Here is an 18785-nt window from a genome sequence, read left to right on the forward strand (position 1 = left end):
CGAGTGCCTCCTATTATACGCCCGGCTTATTCCCATTCTCCGAGAATATCTGCGTAAGCCTCAAGGTAATCGTTCACCAAGCTTTTGGCCATGGAATAGGAATTGACAAGCGGATGCACCATCAGTGCCTTGATTGCGGAATCTTTGGATTTGTTCAACACAGCCTCTACCGTATATCTTTCGAATAACTTCACATTCTTCATTAGTTGATAGGCATGCTCAGGCAGTTTCTTCGGTGTAACCGGAACCGCGCCTTCGGCCGTCATGCGGCAGGTGATTTCCAGAACATCATTTTTCTCAAAACCTTCGACATAGTCGCCGGCTGGAATGTTCAGCACAATATGCTTCTCAATGCCTTGATTCATCGCTCTCGCGAAGTCCAGCATGACACCGGCATAGCCGAGTGTGTTCGGCATTTCCAGCTTCTCGTTCTCTGCGGGTTGCTCAATCGGGCCTTTGCTTGTTTCGATAGCCATATATGAAGACTCACGTTTGTGCATGAACCGCAGGTAGGTTTGCAGTGCTGCTTCCGGATCAGCGTCGATGTCCATTTCTCCCAGCACACGCAGCATCTCTGCATTGTTAGCTTCAACGAACTTGGCGCGGGTATCGCCACTCTTCATGATGTTCTCAACTGCTTGCTCCCGGTTATAGTAGTAATACAGGTACTCATTAGGCAGTAATTTAAGCGTGTCGATCAAATCGGGATCGAACATTTTGAACTCGCCAACCTTGGCAATAAACGCTTTATCCGATACGAGGTCTTGCAGCAATTCTTCGCCGTCCTGTACAACGCTCGTAATCCAGGAAAGATGATTCAGTCCAACAAACTCCACATAAAGCTCGTCTGGGTTAGCGTTAATCGCTTCGGCAATGCGGATCTTGGTCGAACTTGGTGTATCACAAATACCGATCACACGGTCATAACCGGCGGTGTGCATGGCTTGCGTGACAAGCCCGGATGGATTGGTAAAGTTGAACACCCAAGCGTTTGGCGCCAGACGTTTGATTTTCTCACAATAATCCAGCAGTACAGGAATCGTACGAATTGCCATGGAAAAGCCCCCAGGACCCGTTGTTTCTTGTCCAATTACGCCATACTTCAGGGCAATTTGCTCGTCGATAACACGGGAGCGGTCATTCCCTACCCGAATGGTCGTGATAACGTAATCCGCATCGGTGAGAGCATATTCGATATCATCGCTAAATTCCAGCTCCATGGGAATGCCGCTTTCCGCAACGACATGCTTGCACAACTTGCCGATGATTTCTAATTTCTCACGGTTAATGTCATACATGACGAATTTCGTGATTCCAATCTCTTGGGCCAACATTGTTAAGCTCTTAGTGAAAAATACCGCGCGAACACCCGCGCCCCCGATTAATGCCAATTTCATTGTAAATCCTCCTCAAATTTAATATGGAATTAAGAATGAAGCTATAGAAACTGCGACTAATTTTCGGCCAAAAACGCGGTCAACTCAGGTAACGTAGGAAATCCTGCGTTGCCTCCGCGATTCGTAACTGAGAACGAGCCACAGGCGGTACCAAAGTTCAAGCAGCTTTTCAAATCATGACCATTCAGATAACCGTAGAGATAACCGGCATTAAATGAATCTCCAGCTCCAGTTGTATCCACAACGGTTACCCGGTAAGCAGGTTGATGCAGCATCGTCCTTCCACTGGCAGCAATAGCTCCCTGCTCTCCAAGTTTGATGACAGCAACAGGTACATGAGCAGCGAATACAGAGAGGGCCTCCTTGACATCGGATTTGCGAGTATAATGGAGAGCTTCCAGCTCGTTGCAAAAAAACACGTCCACAAATGGGATGACCTCAAAAATACCGTCGTACCACTCGCCAGATTCATCCCACCCAACGTCCATGGACACTGTCAAATTAGCTTGCTTGGCTTTCTTGACGAAAGTCATATATTCCTCATGGTTGGAGCGCCCGTTATATCCAGTGATATGGACGTGTCGGACTTCGGACAGCAGCTGCCCCTTGACGTCATTCAGCGTAAATGCTGTGACGGTGCCATCGTGAGTGATAAAACTCCTGTCCGTTTCCGGATTAAATGCGATGCTGATCCCAGTACTTTGCGTTCGGCTAAAAGCAATGTCTGTAGCTACCCCATAACGCTGAAGTTCATCGATGATGAACCTTCCGCAATAGTCGTCGCCTACAAGTCCAGTAATCATTGGGCGCATTCCAAGCTTGGCCATGCCCAACCCACTGAGTGCAGTCCCGCCCCCGATGTGAAAAGAGATATTCGGCACCCGAATCTCTTGTCCCGCATCAGGAATGGCGTTGCAGCCGCTAACGACGATATCAATGTTCCCTGCTCCCACGAGCAGCACATCGTAAGATTTTTCAGCTTGCACAAGAATTACCTCCTATCAATCTCGAATAATTATTCTGGTAACGTTACCAGTTATAAATAAAAGAGTTGTAAGTGTTTTATCGTATGATTATCTGGTAACGTTATCAGATTTGAGTAAAAAAGATGCCTGAGACTCTTACAGCAAGCTTCTCAGACTGCTTCTTTCCACCAGCTTGTGGCTAAGTACGACTTCCTTAACTCCTGGCGATTGCCCTTCAATCATTTTAATCAGGATATCGACGCTCATTTGCCCGATCTGCTGAATCGGTTGATGCAATGAAGTCAGCTTCGGACGGACCGTTTCTGTAATACTCGAATCATCGAACCCAACAAGCGAAATGTCATCTGGCACCTTTAGATCATGGTCCACAATACAATTGAGTGCCCCTACGGCCATATCGTCACTGACTGCAAAGACAACAGTTGGCAGTTGTTCACTTTGTAGGAAAGTCTGCATAATATCATAGCCATCCTGCAGCTTGAAATTACCGAAACGGACCCAATCCGGATTCACCGAGATCCCCGCTTCCACGAGTGCTTTCAAGTAGCCATCATAACGATAGCGCCCTGTCGAGAGCTCCTTCGTATCTCCCCCGATAAAAGCGATACGCCGATGTCCCAACGAGATCAGATGTTTCACAGTGTCGTACGACGCTTGCATATCATCTATGTTGACCGAAGGGCAATTCACAGATGAATTCGGTTTGGCGCTGCAAAACACGGTGGGTGTCGTCAACGATTGGAGAAACCGCTCAATATGTTTATCCATCATCTCATGCATAATAATAATGCCGTCAACCTGCATCTCCTTAAAGACCTGCAGATACTTCAATTCCTTGTCCAGATTGTCTTTGATGTTACCGACAAGAATGTTGTAACGATTCTGACTTGCAGCTTCTTCAATATAACTAAGTGTGGAAGAGAAGAAACTGGTAGAGATATCGGAAGCGATCACACCAATCAGATTCGTCTTCTTGCTCACCAAACTGCGGGCAATGCTGTTAGGAACGAAGTTGAGGTCTTCAATCGCTTGCTGCACAATCAGCCTAACCTCTGGCTTCACATACTTCCCGTTATTCAGTACCCTGGATACGGTCGAGATGGAAACGCCGGCCTTCTTCGCGACATCTTTAATGTTGACAGACAGAACGTTTCCCTCCTCTTCTTAGCAATCATTATGGTTTTCAATGATGCTCTAGTTGATAATCAAAATATATCAAAACGTTTTCAGATTCGTCAACACTTTTTATTTTTTTATAATTTATGCTTTTTTATTCTGTAATATTTTCATTGTTAGCTGAAGCAGACGAACCAGACAGCCGGGTTATAGTCTGGCAGTCTGGTTCGTTTTGTCTATGTGTTTCGCTTTGGGTGCGCGTCTTACTATGGCTGTGTGTTTCACTATCGCGGATGTTTCGATTCTGGCTGTGTGTTTCACTATCGCGGATGTTTCGATTCTGGCTGCGTGTTTCGCTTTGGGTGATGTTCGTTTTGTATATGTGATTAGGTTAGTATGTGTCTTAGTTTTGCTATGCCTTTATCTCTTATGTGCCTTTAGCTCTTCTGCGTCTTTAAATCTTCTGTGCTTCTAGCTCTTCTGTTCTTCGACAAACAACGGACTCCAGAAGCCTTATTACTATAGAATCAAGCCTTTCAGGAATTTAACGGACTCCAGAGCCCTTATTGGCAGAAATCATATTCAAAATCAGCTGTTTTAGAGCACATAGCGTCATCTGAGTCCGCTATGTGCTCTTAAAGCAGCTTTATTTGCAAATAAGGACTTTACGGTCCGTTAGCTCTGTGGGCGTGAGTTCAACCTTCAAAACTGGCTGTTTTGATGAGGCCAAATCGACAAGCTATGTTGATAACGTTGTGTTGAGGATGCTGAGCCTGCTTATCTTCACCTGCTTCCATCAAACAAAACATCATCCGAGCAAAGCCGCCTCTCTCCATCCTCCAAATAAGCTAATATTCTCTGCATTCACAGTAGCATAGGCTTCGCATAGAAAGCCGCTAACTTGCCGGCCATCGCTTAACTCCACTCGCCCTATCCCTAGCGGAGCAGGAATGGAGGCCGCAAATGCTCCAAAGGAAGCACTTGGCATTTCCCACAACTCTACTAGGATAGACGATCCTCCTTGCTCTGCGCGGATGAGACCCGGTTTAGGAGGCTCTGTCTGAAGCTTATACAGTTCATACTTCGGTGCGGTTACGGTTTCCTCCAGGAAAACTGCTCCCAGTCCCGTCATTTGATGCGTAAGCGGCATATCCCGCATATGCAATCCACACACCGCAACCGTAATCCTATCTTCCTGCTTCAGCAGAATTCTGGAGGCCACAACTAGATTAGCTTCTTCTTCCGGAAGTGCGAACAGTGTAATCCCAAAGGGAAGCCCGGCTTCAGCCCACCCCGCAGGGAACGCAAGGGCACTGAGATCCAGCAAATTGCAATGATTGGTGTAGAGTCCCATTTTACTATTCGTCTCGATCGGATTCGCCTTTACTTGTTCCCTCGTCCAGGTCCCGCCGCAAGTCGGCAACACGAGTACGTTACCTTCAAGCATTGCAGTAATGCTACGTCGAATCTCTGCCAATCGATGCTGTGCCTTGAAAAGAGAGGCAGACGTGAACTCCGGCTTGCTTCCCGAGCGCAGAACCGTTTCGGTCACAGGGAAGACGGAGCCTGTATGCTTTTCCACAAAATCCTCAAGATCTGCCCAACGTTCTGCAACCAAAGGACCTTCATACAAGAGCGCCGCTGCTTCCTCCAGCAGGGAAATGTCAACTTCCTTCACACGCACGCCCAGCTCTGCTATTGCTTTTTTCTTGCGATTCCAAGCGATCTCGTATTGCTCCGCATAAGGCCCGTAGAACTGAAGCGAGCCTTGCGGAAGCAAAAAGGTGCCCGGCATAACTCCCCGCCGCAGGGGACGATCTATTGAATAAGGATCTTCGCGGTCTACTCCGCGAACTGCCAGGTCCACCCGCTCCGCATCATCCAGCACATGCGTAAATACAGTCACACAATCAATAGAACGGCAAGCAGGGAGTACCCCCTTGTTAGGCCATGCGCCTACGGCCGGTTTATAACCGATCAGATGATTTAAGGCTGCGGGAACGCGCCCGGATCCTGCAGTATCAGTACCCAGCGCAAAAGCAGCCTGACCGCAGGCTACAGACACTGCCGAACCGGAACTCGAACCTCCGCTAATTAACTCCGCACGAAGTGCGTTATGTGTATCGCCATAGGGACTTCTGGTCCCGACCAGTCCGGTGGCGAACTGATCCAGATTGCTTTTCCCAACAGGGATCGCGCCTGCTGAGATTAGACGCTCCACTACAGTCGCATGATGCTCCGGAACATAAGCAAAGTCAGGACAGGCCGCGCTCAGCGGCCAGCCAGCCACCTCGATGTTGTCTTTGACCGCAAATGGAATGCCCCAGAGTGGGAACTCTTCCGGACTCTTTTGCATCAGCTGGTCCAAGTAAGGTTGAATTCGCTCTAAGGATGGCGGGAGAATCCAGATGTTCTTCTCCTGAGTCTGCCCGGCCCGGTGAATAATTGCCGCTATGACATCCTGAGGCGTAAACTGACGGTTGCGGTATCCCTTTTGCAGTACTTCAATGGACAACAGATGAGGTACAGATTTCATCGTCATGATGCATTCACCTCCTCAGCAGGATATAAAGCTGCGATACAGTCGCCCGCTCGCACCTGGTCACCGGACGATACATAGAGCGAAGCGATAATTCCGTCATAAGGTGCCTTTTGCGGGAACTCCATTTTCATACTTTCTTCTATTATAAGATCTTCGCCTTTCCGGACACTCTGACCCACTTCCACCAGCACCCGCCATACACTTCCTGACATGGAGCTGCTGAGGCCCATACTTCCTTCAGGCAGATCTTGCTTTTCCAAAGCCTCCACACTTTCCGGTTCAGACACATGCTCGGCAATGCCAAGCTCCTTCCAATAAGCTCTCTCCTGCTGGAATGCAGCTTGTTGTGATTGACGGAAAGCGAAAGACTGCTCTTGAATCTGCTCCAGCCACCGGAGATAATCCCCCAGGTTAAACGTGGTCTCTTCTACCTCCACAACGAATTCCCCACGTGGAAAATCCTCTCTCATCTGCAGCAATTCTTCCTGAGACACGGGGTAAAACTGAATTTGGTCAAAAAAGCGCAGCAACCAGGGTTTTCCTTGCTCAAAATTCGCCGTTGACCTGAACTTGTTCCACATTTGCACGGTTCGGCCTACAAACTGATATCCCCCCGGTCCTTCCATCCCGTAGACACAGAGATAAGCTCCGCCAATACCTACGGCATTCTCCGGTGTCCAGGTGCGTGCAGGGTTATATTTCGTGGTAACGAGCCGATGGCGCGGATCAAGCGGTACAGCTACAGGTGCACCAAGATATACATCTCCAAGCCCCATCACGAGATAGGAAGCGTTGAATACCACCTCTGCCACTTCTTCCAATGAACCCAGTCCGTTCATGCGACGAATAAACTCCAGATTACTCGGACACCAAGGGGCATCAGGACGTACATTTTGCTGATAACGTTCAATGGCAAGCTGTGTTGCAGGATCATCCCATGACAGCGGCAGCTTCACAATCCGCGAAGGGACTTCATTCGACTCCAGAGACGGCAGTAGCAGGTCCAGATCCAGAATGATCGCAGCCGCTTCCTTTACTGTAATCCGGGTCGTATCCAGATGAATCTGGAGCGAACGGATTCCCGGCGTCATTTCAATAAAAGGAATGTTCCCGCTATCCTTCACAGCCTGCATTAAGACATACACCTGAAAGCGGTAGAGCAGATCCAGCTCACGATCACCATACTCAATCAGAATGTTCTCGTCTCCAGAACAACGAATTCCGATTTTGAACCGGCGTCCATCCTCTTCATAAGCGAGCAGCGGCATATAACCACCCGTAGAAATGTCCTGCAATTGCGGCAGAGATGGGGTGGTTTGACCGTTCACCATGGCGTCCAGGAAGGCATTTTGCTCTTCTCTAAGCTGCTCTGCTTCTTCTACCGTAATCAGTTTAAAAGAGAGTTTGTCTCCCGGCCGAAGCTGGCCCACCTTCCAGAATTCAGCGGAAGCGGTCGTAACCGGACAGACGAATCCTCCCAGGCTCGGCCCATCCGGCCCAAGCAGTATGGGCATGTCTCCGGTCAAATCCAGCGCACCGACAGCATAAGCATTATCGTGTATATTCGAGGGGTGAAGTCCGGCGTCCCCCCCATCCTCTCTTGCCCATAACGGCGCAGGACCAATCAGACGCACACCTGTCCGCGAGCTGTTAAAATGAACTTCCCACTCTGTCTCCGTCAACTGTTCCAAATATTCGGTTAGCAAATACTCCTCCGTACAATGGGGTCCCGGAATCACACCAATCGTCCACTTCTGTGTAAATTCTGGAATGGTTTGCAGCGAGAGCGGTTGCCGAACTGTACCCGGATGCGGATGCACCTTTAAGACCGCGCCGGGACGAAGTGCACTGCCCATATGACCCCCGAATCCGCCCAGTGTAAATGTAGACGAGCTGCCGAGGGTTAGCGGCATATCCAATCCGCCGCCTACGAGTAAGTAGCTGCGCATACCGCTAACAGATTCATTCAAAATCAGCGTCGAGCCTGCAGCTGTCAGCGTAGGTGTATATAAAGGAACTGACTTGCCATCCAGCGTAGCCGCCATATCTGATCCGGTGAGGCAAAATACCATCTCATCCCTGAAGCGGTAGGACCCGCCACGTAATGTCATTTCCAGCCCTGCTGCATTCTCGGCATTTCCGAGCAAGATATTCCCGATTCTAAAGGACAGTGCATCCATTGGTCCGGAAGGCGGAACACCGATATCCCAATAGCCTTTTCGTCCCGGATAGTCCTGCACAGTCGTCTGGACTCCCCCGTCAAGCACTTCAAGTGCATGTTCCACGGGATGGAATCCACTCAGCATATTCGTATACACCAGCCCTTCTTGAAACAGGTCCGTCGCCAGAAAAGTATGAATGTAAGTCTGATTCGTCGTTATGCCATACACACGCAATTGGTCCAGAGCTATCCTCATTTTCTCAATCGCCGCTGGCCTCGAATCCCCATGAACAATGATTTTGGCAAGCATCGGATCATACAGCGTAGTCACCTCAAGCCCGTTTTGAATCCATGTTTCGATCCTCGCCCCCTCTGGCCATACAATGTTATCAATGCGGCCATCACTAGGGCGGAAATCATGGAAGCAATCCTCGGCGTACAATCGGACTTGAAGACTATGACCTTGCGGAGGCTGGATGCGTTCGGCGAGATTCGTAAGATCTCCGGCAGCCTCTAGGATCATCCACTCCACTAGATCTACTCCCAGTACCTCCTCTGTTACACCGTGTTCCACCTGAAGACGAGTGTTCACCTCCAGGAAATAAAATTCCGTCGATTCAGGATCGTATAAAAACTCTACAGTCCCCGCACTGCGGTACCCGGCTGTCGCCGCCAGTCGGCGGGCGCTTTCGTGCATCTCATGCCGCGTGCTATCCGGCAGATTCGGAGCTGGTGTCTCCTCTATGATCTTCTGGTTCCTGCGCTGCACTGAGCAGTCCCGCTCACCAAGAGCAACAGCTTCGCCGAAGGCATTCCCGAAGATTTGAACCTCCACATGACGTGCCCGTGCAATGTATTTCTCCAGAAAAACACCGCCGTCGTTAAAGTTCGCCGTCGCTAGACGTGTGACAGAATCATAGGCTTCCCGCAGCGCCGACTCATCGCCGCATATTCTCATCCCAATCCCACCGCCACCAGCAGTGCTCTTCAACATGACCGGATAACCGATCCCGGCTGCCTGTTCAACAGCGAGCTCCAGGGATGGAACCAATCCCGTGCCGGGCAGCATGGGAACACCAGCCTGCTCAGCAATGGAACGTGCGGTATGTTTTAGCCCAAACATCTCAATATGCTCCGGGGAGGGGCCAATAAAAGTAATACCGTGTTCTCCGCAGGCCCTGGCAAAAGAAGCATTCTCACTCAGGAACCCATAACCCGGATGGATCGCATCCGCTCCGGCCGCTACCGCTGTCTGCAAAATAAGCGCTGCGTTCACATAGCTTTCTTTAGCCGGACCTTCTCCGATCAGGATGGATTCATCCGCTTGTTCAACATGAAGGCTGTCCCGGTCTGCCTTGGTGTACACTGCAACAGAGGCAATTCCCATGCTGCGAAGTGTACGAATAATTCTGACAGCGATGGCACCGCGATTGGCAATAAGCACTTTTTTAAACATGAGTCTCACTCCCTTCTGCGTCCCAGATCAGCACTTGTGCAGGTGTAGGGTTGTATGCATTACATGGGTTATTGAGCTGCGGACAGTTACTGATCAGCACGGTTACAGGTACAAGAGCGACCAGCTCCACATAACGTCCCGGGCCGGACACGCCATCTGCGAAGGTTAGCTCGCCTTCCGGTGTAACGGGGACATTCATGAAGAAGTTCACATTAGGTACGAGATCTCTTTTGGAAAATTCACTCCGGCCCGACAGCATCAGCATGAACGTATCCCGGCAATTATGCATAGGTAGGGTATCGTGAGAATAACGGACGGTATTACTCTGGGCCGAGCAGGCGCCTCCAATCGTATCGTGCCGTCCGCAAGTATCTGCGGTGATACGCAGCAGCTCCCGTCCGGATTCAGCCACCAGCACTGAGCCTGTCGTCAAATACAGATTTTGCTGTCTGGTAATCGTCTGAATAGCACTGTAGTGATCTGCAGGATCTTCAGCCGCGTAAAACAACGTATCCACCGCTTGATTTCCCTCCAGATCAAGGATTCGGAGCACCTGCCCGGCGGTAAGGTCATGAATCCAGCCTTCACCTGCCGGAATGATTTTGTCATAAACAGCTTTGGCCGGATCGAGCGTGCTTTGTATAGGTTCAAATGTATAAGTGCTCATGTTAGTTCGCTCCCTTCAGTAACGAATAGGCATTCCATGTATTTTCAAAAGCTCTCCGGTTCTCATTGCAGTGAACTACACAGCGGTCATCAGGACTTACGGTCTCAGCATCACTTAACAGGAGTTCAATGGCGGTATCGGGGTAGCTTTCTTGCGGGTCCAGCGGATTAGGGGTGTTAGACAACACGAGAAGTACATCCATTTCTGTGCGAAGCGTAAGAGACTTACCTGCCGTTGGCTGCTGCTCATATCGCATTGTACCGTCCAGCTCACATACCACTTTGGAAAAAAAGTTAACCGGAATACTGAGATCGCGGGGGGCAAGCCCATGCCGGTACATTTCAACGATCAGGTTCTCATAACCGCTGCGGAGCCAGGCGTTACGTTCATCCTGATACCGGCTGTAACCATATTTCCGATCCGTCATTGCTCGTGTTGTATACCCGGCTAAAGTGTCGTGCCAGCCTGCCGTGTCATTGGTAATCGATGCAAGCACCCGGCCCTGGTCACTCATGAGTACATGGCCCGCTGTCAAATAAGCGGTATGTTGGGCCTTTAAAGTGTCAGGCATGTTATAACGCTCGGAAGGATCGGATGCATGATATAGCAGAGTTGTCAGATTGGCGCGTTCGCCAGTTGCTGTTATTACAATGCTTTTCCCTCTGCGAATATAACCGGACCATTTGCCGCCTGCTTGAATACGGATTGAACTCATGTCATTCCCTCCTGTTAGTGAAAAAAATAAAAAAGCCCGGGAGAAATACCAAAGATAAGACTTGGTAAATTCTCCCGGGCTTTTTTCCCGCCGTGTACACGGTTGCTAAGTGGCATCCATGCGTTTTCTCTCGGACCAGTCAACCGTCAGAGCAGTTCGGAACCCTAGAAAACATTTGTTATTCGGTTTGTGTAAACAATCCTAACACACAATAAAATTCATGACAACAAAATATTTCGAATTTTTAGTTATTTCAATAATAGCGACGATTTCAGTGTTAGATTATTGGTTATTTTTTTGAAAACCGAAGAAAAAAAGCTTGTTTTTCACGAAAAACCTTGATTTAATGTGAGGTGTCATGACATTGGTTTAAAACAGCAAGTATTCATCGCAAACTGAAGGAGGAGATTTTATGTCAGATAATCTGACCTTGAAAAGAAATTTATCTCTAGTACATGTCGTGACCATGGGGTTGTCCTGGATGTCGCCTATGATTTTTTTCACCAGCTTCGGTGTGTTGTATGCAGGATCTGGTGGTATGCTTTTGGCCGCATATCTCCTGGCTTTTGTAGCGATCTTGTTCACGGCTTTAAGTTATGGTCAAATGGCTCGTGCCTTCCCTGTGTCAGGTTCCGCGTATACGTATGTCACGAAGTCCATGAATCCTTTCATCGGCTTCCTGGTGGGCTGGGCCATTCTACTGGATTATCTTTTCTCTTGTATCATTGCAGTGCTCATGTTCGGTATCAATCTGCATGCACAGTTTACCTCCGTTCCTACCTCCTTCTGGATTGTCGGATGTACCCTTGTGGTCATGATCATTAATATCATCGGGATTAAGACTTCAGCCAACGTTAGCAAAATCTTTGTGCTGATGCAGATCATCTTCATTGCCGGGTTCTGCTCCTTGCTTGTGTATAGAGCGTTGCAAGGCGGTATAACTGCCGGATTGAACCCTTTTGCAGCTAAAGAAGGTGTATCTTTCTCATCCATCCTTGCCGGTGCTTCGCTTGTCTGCTTCTCTTTCCTTGGATTTGATTCCATTACTACGATGGCCGAAGAAACCAAGAATCCGAAGAAAACCATTCCCCGTGCCATTTTAGTGATCGTTTTGTTGGCAGGTTTAATGTATTTCGGCACGGCTTACCTCATTCAGCAAATGTACCCTTCCTTTACATCCACCAATGTGGACTCTGCAGGATTTGAATTGATGCAATCCATCGGAGGCAGTCTGCTTGCATCCCTCTTCACCTTCGTCATTATTTTCTCCGTACTGTCCCAAGGGATGTCTTCCATGACGACCGTAACCCGCCTATTGTTCGTAATGGGCAGAACCTCCCTGCTGCCGCGAAAATTCGCATCTGTCCACCCTACATTACGAACCCCTGTATTCAACATTATTTTGGCAAGCGTAATCTCGTTGTCCGCGATCTTCATCAGCCTCGAAACCGCGATCAAATTTGTTAATTTTGGCGCATTAACCGCATTTCTGTTCGTGAATCTCTCCGTCATTTTCCATTACATCATTCGTCAAAAGCAACGTTCTCCGAAGGATCTGTTCTTACGTTTTCTCTGCCCGCTTATCGGCGCAGGATTTGTATTTTATCTCATCACGCTGTTGGATCTCTCATCGTTGCTGCTGGGCTCTGGGTGGCTTGTTGTAGGATTTATGTACTACACTTTGAGAGGAATGAAATCAGCTCCATTACCAATGGTGGAGGTGGATAAAGCAGTCTAGGATCACCAGGACATCATAAAGTGATGAACATACCCATTTTCAAATAAAAAGTGGTTATTACTACAAAGTCAGCACAAAAAGACGGGCTTCTCAGCTCGTCTTTTAATTTGCATGAATTACTATTGATGCTTTCCTATAGTCAGCTTGCTGTAGGGCAGAGAGGCACCAGTCCTTTTATCGGATAAATGGTTTCTTAATTAAACACTCTCTTATTAGTCTCGCAATATGTTGATAAAATGATTCCTCATGGGGAACGAAGTGATCTTTATCAAACATCTTCTTCATGGGAATCCTTACCCCACCGCATTCTATAATAAATCCACTGGCTTGAATCTGCTCCTTCTCCCCGTGCCAAAGATCGTAAAAATCATCAAATTCGGCCTTGAAAATCCCAGCTACCTCTTCTTCTTGTAGTGTAAAATCTTCAAGTGTTTTTGTGTATCTATAAAGAAATACATTCGCCAGCTCTTTATCAATAAGGCTAGGCTGCTCGGTAATATAATCAATAACTCCTAATGACTTTAATTCATCAATGGTAACCTCAATACCTATTTCTTCGTGCACTTCTCTTATTCCATCTAGCACAGTTTCATGAGCTAATATATGTCCGGCGGCTGTAATGTCCAGTAGATTCGGATAATCCTTCTTCTGATCACTCCGGAGTTGCAGGTAGATATATTCTTTATCCCCTTCACTGCTTATAAACCAACAGTGAAACGTTTCGTGCCAATGTCCAAATCTGTGTACTTCCTCGCGTGTGGATACCCCGATTGGATTTCGATTATCATCAAAAATCTTCAGCATTTCACTATTCACGATTGAGCCTGCCTCCATTCGTATTTATCATTGTCTCAATTTCCTGGTAACGGCGAAGCAAATTTTCGTACTGATCTTTTTCCTTCAAGGACTTGCGGTTAACCTCTATGTAATTTAAGATTCCCCTGGCATCCGTGTTTAGAATATGTAACCTTTCAAGCTCTAACTCCGCGAAAATGACCCTTTGTTCTTTTGTAACACTATTAAGACCTTCTTCTATTTCACGCAATTTTCCAGCTAATAGCTCCGTTGCTTCGCTCGCTTCTATCAGAAGATGTTTATACAAAATTTCAATGGACAGCAGATCTGTATCTTCATAGTGATCCATCGTTTGTGCTAGCTCTCGCAGGTCTGAGGACAATTCTGAAATCAGTTCCGTATTCCAATCTTTTATCAAATAAGAGAGGATGTTGTATGTCCAGATACTGTCGGATTGAGAAAAGATGATTTTGAGGTGCGGTATGGTTTCAACCTTATACTTAAGTAACACGTCCATCATTGCGGAAGCAATAGGCCAGTTCATATCCTGTATCCATTCCAATAGTTCTGGTAACAAGGGAATTACTACTTCTCTTTCCATGCTTGCAAGGGCTTCAACACTTTTACAATCATGCTTATCAACGGGTAGATAGGTGTGATTCATATGCGGGACTCCCCTTTATTAAAGAACTTTCGTGAGTGAAAACCCTGTACTAGATAGAACGCATTAAAAAACAAACATAGTCAAGAAAAAAGAGAGCTTACATATAGGATGTGAAATTAGCGGCATTTTTGTACCTTAAATCCTCTACAGCTGAGCTTTAGTGGAGATTAAGTGCAATAATGTACCTTAAATATTCCAGAATACCCCGTACAGCCTGCTTTTTCGAAAAACAAGATACAATAATGCCCTTATTTACCTCATTTACTTAATTCAAAGGAAAATAAGGTACAAAAATGCCGTTAGTTGGGTAGATGCTCCCACTTTTTCACTGTTAAGACGACTGACGAATAGGAATTTAACGCTTCTAGTGGTTGAAGTCTGTCGACAGACTATGATCCGGTGCTAACTTTCCCCTAGAAAGCTTTCAGCTGAGCGCTTTGCGCCTACAGTTCCCAACTTCCCCGTTCACTCATACTCGCTTTTTGTTAATTTCTATTGTTCGGCTTATGTAATCCTTTAATTATATCAATTCCCCCTGTTCTAATGAATGACATCCTTTTATTGACAAAATGTAATGAGGTGATTACAGTTGAAGTGTAACTACCTCATTACATTTAGAAAGGAACCCGTTACATTGATCAAGAATCGTCTTAAAGTTTTGCGAGCTGAACGTGACTGGACACAAGCTGATTTGGCAGAACGTGTTGGGATCTCACGACAAGCAGTCATCTCCATTGAGAAGTATAAGTACACACCGTCGTTAGAGTTGGCTTTCAACATTGCGAAGGCATTTAATGTATCCATTAATGAAGTATTTGTACCTGAGGAGGATGAAGAACAATGAGTTATCAATTTGTACTGTTAGCAGTGGCGGTTGTATTAGGAATATGTTTTATCTTTCTTCAATGCTTTAAAGCTATAAAAGTAACTAAATACAAAAATGATGAACGCTGGCAACTCGTTCAGAATAAGGCGAGCCATGTGGCAATGCACTACAATAGTGTACTTGGTTTCCTAATTTGCATTGGATTTGCTATTACATCATTTGTTGATACTCAATTTACAATATCTCTTAATTTAGCACTACAGTACTTGCTACTTGCATTTTTTTTACGAGACACAATAGAATTAATTGCTTTACTTCATTTTGATAAAGTTTTATAGGACTGTGTCAGGCTGTCGAGGAATTCTCGACAGCCTGACATACGCCACGTTCGGCGGTACATGCTAATGCGTTAGATCCTCAAGAAATGCATTCATCACCTGATAAAATCCGTTTAAGTCATCGGAATGGACGCCGTGTCCGCAATCTTCGAAAACAGCAAGTTTTGTGTTTGACCTTCTAGCCTCCATCTGTTCCGCTTGGGGTAAGTCGAAAAAGATGCTTTTTCTGCCATGAATCAGTAGAATAGGACAACTGGATGATAACCAGTCCTCCCACCAATCCCCATTTACTTGTGCTATGGTAGTTTGCAGCCCTTTCATGTCGGTGCGGAATCCCCAGCCCTGCTCATCCTCCAACACACTTTCTGAGAAATAATCGATCGCCCGAAGGCCAATGTTTATAAGCGAATCTCTCAATTCTTTTAAGGAGGCTGACCGGTAAGGGAGTTTGTTAGCAAATGAGAAGTCAGAATCAATCTCTGCACCGATATCTTCAACAATCACAGCCTGAACCAATTCGGGGTAACGGGCGGCGAACTGATAAGCATTTACCCCGCCTAAGGAATGACCCAGGATCGTTACCGGTTGCCCTCCAAGCTCCGTTTGAATCAGGTTTAGAACATCTGTTACATAATGATCTCTGGAGTACTCGTCCTGTAGAGCATGCTCACTCCAACCATGACCGCGTTGATCTAAACAAATCACCCGCCATTTGCTGAACTTGGCCGCTAATTCCGAGAATGTTCTAGCATTGGCCATAGCCCCATGGAGCATCACTAGTATTTGTTCACTTTCACCGCCAAAGTCTAAGTAAGATAGCTGAAGATTTCCGGATTTGAAATATTTCCGCACTGCCGTAATTTCATGATGAGTATTTGACACCTGTAATCTTTCCCCTTCCAGAATAGGATTCTAGTTGAACTTACAGGTTAAAGTATACACATTAATAGTGACAGACATTGTCATAGTCAAAAAAAAGAACGACCGCAGTCCAGGTCGATCGTTCTTGGATTAAATATAGTATTTACTCCGCTGCTGCGTGCTGGTAATTTGCGGCCAGCATTTCCTTCAGACGGTCATCGTATGCAGCTTCAAAGGAAGGGATAAGTTCATCTATTCTGGCCTGGAACTTCTGAGGGTCCTCTTCTGCCAGTTCTGCTCTTAATCGTTGCTCTTCCACGGATCCGTTATCATTCAACAGCATGGTCAATAAATGAGCATTAAAGAACTCCCGCGGCGGAAGAACTAACCCATTCATCATGAACAAGGTGAAAAAGAGCGCTCTGTTCCCTTCTTCGAGAGCCAATGCAGTCGCTTTTTTCGTATACAAATCGATATATTTCTGTGCGAAGGCAATACCTTTCAAAGGTTCCGAATAGACATGCTCGACTCCCCTCCAACGTAAATCCGACACGGAGCTGAGCCACCATGCGGGTTCAAGGGCTTGCTGCATTCTGTTCAGCACGCGAAGCTCGAAATCCGGCTGGGGATTACTAATCTGCTCTTCCAGGCAGGCAGCCAGGGTCTCCGCTTCAATCGAAGCTACGGTCATGCCTTGCCCATAGATCGGGTCGAAGCTACATAAGGCATCTCCAAGCACTAGCAGCCCTGAGGGCCAGCTCTCCAGCTTCTCAAAATGCTGACGAACCGATTCCGCTAGACGATAACCCCGTGGTCCTTGGTAGGGCTCTAGTTGTTCGAGAGCCTCTGCGATCTCAGGAGCCACTAACTGCTTCAATTCTTCCTCAAATTCAGTAATATCGGTAGAAGGATAATGTTCTCCTCCAGTACTGGCAATGGTTGCCCCCGCAATATGATCTTCAATGCGGTGCACCATGACGGCACTTACACCCTCGCCTGCCTGAGTATCATAGAAGAAAGACTTCCAATTCTGATCAACGTGTGAAGGGATTTTATAATAACGGGTGCTATATCCCAGTGGAACTTTCAGAATTTCCGGTTCTGGAACTTGCTGTCCCAGGGCTTCAAGCCATTTGATTACTTTAGATGAACGTCCGGCTGCATCTACCACCAGATCCGCGGTCAATGATGATTCAGTTTTTAGCTCATCACGAGATTTCGTATAAATCCCTGTGACGGTCTGCTGGTCATCTGTAGTGATTAACCCCTTAACCTCTGTGTTTGGTAGAAACTGTACATTAGAGATCTGCTTCACACGCTGATACAGGACCCACTCCAGCAGCACTCTGCTACTCGAAGCATCTTTATCCGCAGGTTGGTTGACCAAGCTCCCATACTTATTAACTGTTATCGTAGACTCGCCTTGGGTAGGTTGAGCACCCAACTCTATTAAAGTATCTACATAGCCGGGGAAATAACGTTCTAGAATTATTCTGCCACGAGGGAGCACACGGTGAGGATGGAACGATTGGGGTACACCTGAACGACTCTCCGGTTCTGTGGGAAGTAAGTCACGTTCTACAATCAGGACTTCTTCATAGTAATCAGACAGAACTCGTGCGGTCATTAAGCCAGCAATACCTGCTCCGATGACCAGAGCTTTACCACATTCTAATTTTTGTCCCATAATGTTCATTCCTTTCGCACCTGTAGGTTGGTTGTAAGGGCAACATTTGTTACGGCTAATGCGAGTATATTATAATTTGAAATAATAGTGGAGTTCAAACGTAATACACGTCTAATGGGCGAAAATGGACAAAAGAGGTGAAAGTGTTGCAAGCACAACGCGAGATCAATATGCAAGTTCAACGAACGAGAGAATGGATATTGGAAGCCTTGCTGATCCTATTGGAGACCATCCCTTATGAGAAGATCAAGATTGCCGCCATTACGAACAAAGCGGGTGTTGCAAGACAGACCTTCTACAGGAATTATAAGAGTAAGGACGACATTATTGAGACGTATCTCGAGACATTCTTCAATGAATTTATTATGGACATCAAGAAGATTGACTGTGAGGATAATGATAGTGCCATTCCGCGACTCTTGTTCGAGCGATTGGAGCGGGAGAGCCAAATCACAACAAGACTGATGAAGGCCAATATTGAACATTTATGGATGAAGCATTTCGAACGTTTGGAACGCGCCTACAGTGATGAGCTGTGCGGAGATGAGAAGGAATTAAGTAAACAGCTCTATTATCGATATTCAATGAAATACCAATTGAGCGGAGCGTTCGGGATCATGGTTGATTGGCTAATGAACGGCATGCCGCTTTCTGCTATAGAGATGGGAACGATCATCACTGAACTTTCCAAATCTTTTAGACATACGGAACAATATGCACCAGATTTACTGCAACGGATTGAGACCCTTGAATGTTAAAGTTGAATCCTATTGGATATATGTATCCTTGCACACTAGAAGACCCTAGGCCGTTAATTCGGCAGAGGGTCTTGTCCA

15 protein-coding genes and 1 riboswitch are annotated in these 18785 nt (G+C 46.8%); of the genes, 4 read left to right on the forward strand and 11 right to left on the reverse strand.

All coding sequences use genetic code 11. The features are described 5' to 3' along the window. Window positions 1-26: 26 nt before the first annotated feature. The 7 genes from HPT30_RS08800 to HPT30_RS08830 form a co-directional block, all read right to left on the reverse strand. Complete coding sequence (locus HPT30_RS08800) at window positions 27-1397, reverse strand: family 4 glycosyl hydrolase (RefSeq protein ID WP_175371031.1); 1371 nt, start codon at window positions 1395-1397, stop codon at window positions 27-29. Between the two features lie 56 nt (window positions 1398-1453). Then, window positions 1454-2383 carry a carbohydrate kinase family protein gene (locus HPT30_RS08805; RefSeq protein WP_175371032.1) on the reverse strand — a complete coding sequence of 310 codons (930 nt, stop codon included), beginning with the start codon at window positions 2381-2383 and terminating at the stop codon, window positions 1454-1456. Window positions 2384-2518: 135 nt separating this feature from the next. Further along, window positions 2519-3529: a LacI family DNA-binding transcriptional regulator gene (locus HPT30_RS08810; RefSeq protein WP_175371104.1), complete on the reverse strand. Its 1011-nt coding sequence runs from the start codon at window positions 3527-3529 to the stop codon at window positions 2519-2521. A gap of 778 nt (window positions 3530-4307) precedes the next feature. Continuing rightward, on the reverse strand, window positions 4308-6041 hold the full coding sequence (locus tag HPT30_RS08815) for an allophanate hydrolase (RefSeq protein WP_175371033.1): 1734 nt from the start codon (window positions 6039-6041) through the stop codon (window positions 4308-4310). Then, window positions 6038-9658: an urea carboxylase gene (gene uca / locus HPT30_RS08820; protein ID WP_175371034.1), complete on the reverse strand. Its 3621-nt coding sequence runs from the start codon at window positions 9656-9658 to the stop codon at window positions 6038-6040. Before uca ends, HPT30_RS08815 begins: the two co-directional genes overlap by 4 nt. Then, on the reverse strand, window positions 9651-10325 hold the full coding sequence (locus HPT30_RS08825; protein ID WP_175371035.1) for an urea amidolyase associated protein UAAP2: 675 nt from the start codon (window positions 10323-10325) through the stop codon (window positions 9651-9653). The genes uca and HPT30_RS08825 overlap by 8 nt, the downstream gene beginning before the upstream one ends. 1 nt (window position 10326) lies before the next feature. After that, complete coding sequence (locus HPT30_RS08830) at window positions 10327-11040, reverse strand: urea amidolyase associated protein UAAP1 (RefSeq protein WP_175371036.1); 714 nt, start codon at window positions 11038-11040, stop codon at window positions 10327-10329. Between the two features lie 69 nt (window positions 11041-11109). After that, window positions 11110-11219, reverse strand: a riboswitch (guanidine-I (ykkC/yxkD leader). 233 nt (window positions 11220-11452) lie between these two features. Between HPT30_RS08830 and HPT30_RS08835 the strand changes: the two genes are divergently transcribed. Continuing rightward, window positions 11453-12778 (forward strand): APC family permease, encoded by a 1326-nt coding sequence (locus HPT30_RS08835; RefSeq protein WP_175371037.1) that lies wholly within the window; start codon window positions 11453-11455, stop codon window positions 12776-12778. A 174-nt stretch (window positions 12779-12952) separates the two neighbouring features. Here the strand turns inward: HPT30_RS08835 and HPT30_RS08840 are convergent, their stop codons facing one another. Both HPT30_RS08840 and HPT30_RS08845 read right to left on the reverse strand, forming a co-directional pair. After that, a complete protein-coding gene (locus HPT30_RS08840; RefSeq protein ID WP_175371038.1) occupies window positions 12953-13594 on the reverse strand; it encodes an NUDIX hydrolase in 642 nt (213 codons plus the stop codon). Next, window positions 13587-14237: a DUF5071 domain-containing protein gene (locus tag HPT30_RS08845; protein WP_175371039.1), complete on the reverse strand. Its 651-nt coding sequence runs from the start codon at window positions 14235-14237 to the stop codon at window positions 13587-13589. Before HPT30_RS08845 ends, HPT30_RS08840 begins: the two co-directional genes overlap by 8 nt. Window positions 14238-14871: 634 nt before the next feature. On the opposite strand from HPT30_RS08845, the gene HPT30_RS08850 reads away from it, so the two are divergent. Continuing rightward, window positions 14872-15081, forward strand: a complete 210-nt coding sequence (locus tag HPT30_RS08850) for a helix-turn-helix transcriptional regulator (RefSeq protein ID WP_175371040.1) — start codon at window positions 14872-14874, stop codon at window positions 15079-15081. Continuing rightward, window positions 15078-15401 carry a DUF2178 domain-containing protein gene (locus HPT30_RS08855; RefSeq protein WP_175371041.1) on the forward strand — a complete coding sequence of 108 codons (324 nt, stop codon included), beginning with the start codon at window positions 15078-15080 and terminating at the stop codon, window positions 15399-15401. Before HPT30_RS08850 ends, HPT30_RS08855 begins: the two co-directional genes overlap by 4 nt. A 63-nt stretch (window positions 15402-15464) precedes the next feature. Here HPT30_RS08855 and HPT30_RS08860 read toward each other — a convergent pair whose 3' ends face one another. Both HPT30_RS08860 and HPT30_RS08865 read right to left on the reverse strand, forming a co-directional pair. Next, window positions 15465-16283, reverse strand: coding sequence for an alpha/beta fold hydrolase (locus HPT30_RS08860; RefSeq protein ID WP_312876320.1), 819 nt, complete (start codon window positions 16281-16283; stop codon window positions 15465-15467). Window positions 16284-16425: 142 nt separating this feature from the next. Then, on the reverse strand, window positions 16426-17958 hold the full coding sequence (locus HPT30_RS08865; RefSeq protein ID WP_175371042.1) for an FAD-dependent oxidoreductase: 1533 nt from the start codon (window positions 17956-17958) through the stop codon (window positions 16426-16428). 137 nt (window positions 17959-18095) lie between these two features. Between HPT30_RS08865 and HPT30_RS08870 the strand changes: the two genes are divergently transcribed. After that, the gene (locus HPT30_RS08870; protein WP_175371043.1) at window positions 18096-18707 is read left to right on the forward strand and encodes a TetR/AcrR family transcriptional regulator; all 612 of its coding nucleotides are present in this window, start codon (window positions 18096-18098) and stop codon (window positions 18705-18707) included. Window positions 18708-18785: the final 78 nt, after the last annotated feature.

The sequence above is a fragment of the Paenibacillus agri genome (assembly GCF_013359945.1).
Taxonomy (GTDB): domain Bacteria; phylum Bacillota; class Bacilli; order Paenibacillales; family Paenibacillaceae; genus Paenibacillus_AQ; species Paenibacillus_AQ agri.